This is a genomic window from Beijerinckia sp. L45, from assembly GCF_009765775.1.
Lineage (GTDB): Bacteria > Pseudomonadota > Alphaproteobacteria > Rhizobiales > Beijerinckiaceae > RH-AL1.
Genome location: NZ_LMUU01000265.1, coordinates 44,640 through 46,081, shown reverse-complemented (window position 1 = coordinate 46,081; position 1,442 = coordinate 44,640). Strand labels below are relative to the sequence as shown.

Sequence of the window (1,442 nt, the reverse complement as noted above, 5' to 3'; positions counted from 1 at the left end):
TCGTTCAACTCGCCGAAGCCGACGCCTTCCAGCCCGGTCTGAGGCTGGCGCGGCGCGAGGCCCTGTGGGCGATCAAGGGGCTTAGTGACGAACCGTTGCCCTTGTTCGCCGCGGCGGCGGTTCGAGAGGCTGGTCCCGTCGCCGAACTCGACGAACCGGCCGTCGCGCTGCGTCCGATGACGGCCGGCGGCGAGGTCGTCGAGGACTACGGTCACGTCGGTATCAGCCTGCGCGCGCATCCGGTCTCGTTCCTGCGGCAGGATTTGCGGCGACGCAGGATCGCCACCTGTGCCGAGGCGATGGAAGCGCGTGACGGCCGATGGCTTGAGGCTGCGGGCCTCGTCCTTGTCCGGCAGCGGCCTGGGTCTGCGAAGGGCGTGATGTTCATCACGCTGGAGGACGAGAGCGGCATCGCCAACCTCGTCGTCTGGGCAAAGGTGTTCGAGAAGCACCGCCGCATCGTCCTGTCGGCCAGCATGATCGCCGTGCGCGGGCGGGTCCAGCGCGAAGGCGATGTGGTCCACCTCGTCGCATACCACCTCAAGGACCTATCCGCGGAGCTCGCCGGCGTCGGCAGTCGTGACGGCTCGTTCCCGCTGCCGCACGGGCGCGGCGACGAGTTTCATCGGGGCGGCTCGGCCCCCGATAGCCGCCAGCCGAAGACCGCGGGCGTCACGCCGCGAGACATCTTCATCCGCGACCTGCATATCGACACTTTGAAGGTGCGGACGCGCGATTTTCGATGACGACGCGCCGGCGGTCGCAATGGCGATGGCCGGCAAGGATCTGCAGTCCTCCCAACTCGCGGTCGGCAAGCCGGGCGCCAGCGACACCCGTGAAGGACGCCCGTCACGCCAGGTGATGCTCGCCATCAGCCACTCCCCGCCGCGGTAGAGCCAGAACGGGCCGACTCCGGGATGCAGATCTTCGAGCGGACGCGGTTTGTACACTTGGAACCTCGATCGACGGGTCTGAGGAAGCGAATCGGGATGTGCGCGACTGTCCGGTTCGTATGCCCGTCGACCCCTTAAGAATTCCGCGAGTGGTCGGCTGACGATGTGGACGGGGGTTGGCGCCAGCTGGTCGGATGCGGCATGGCGACCATGCAGGAACGATGAGCTCCTGGAGTTTGTTCGATCTCCAACCAAGGAGATGATATGAACCGGAAGATGAAGATGGTGGCGGTGGCGTCTGCCGCCCTGGGAATGGCAATCCTTTCATCCGCGCCGAGCGCGGAGGCGCGAGGCTTCGGCGGCGGTGGATTCCACGGCGGCGGGTTCCATGGCGGCTTCGGCGGCGGCCGCGGCTTCGGTGGTTATGGCCGGGGCTACGGCGGACGCGGGTATGGCCGCGGATTAGGCTACGGGGCTGCCGGTCTCGGCCTCGGACTGGCGGCGGGCGCGATCGCCGGCGGATACTATGGCGGCTACGGATACGGTGAC

The 1,442-nt window shown here is 67.5% G+C and carries 2 protein-coding genes; both read left to right on the top strand.

Features of this window, described 5'->3' with window-relative positions; genetic code table 11:
- Window positions 1-746: OB-fold nucleic acid binding domain-containing protein (locus GSQ79_RS27190; RefSeq protein WP_246725623.1), on the top strand; the 746-nt coding region annotated here is incomplete at its 5' end.
- Window positions 747-1,157: 411 nt separating this feature from the next.
- Window positions 1,158-1,442, top strand: a 285-nt coding sequence (locus GSQ79_RS27185; protein ID WP_246725622.1) for a hypothetical protein, incomplete at its 3' end; no start/stop codon positions are given.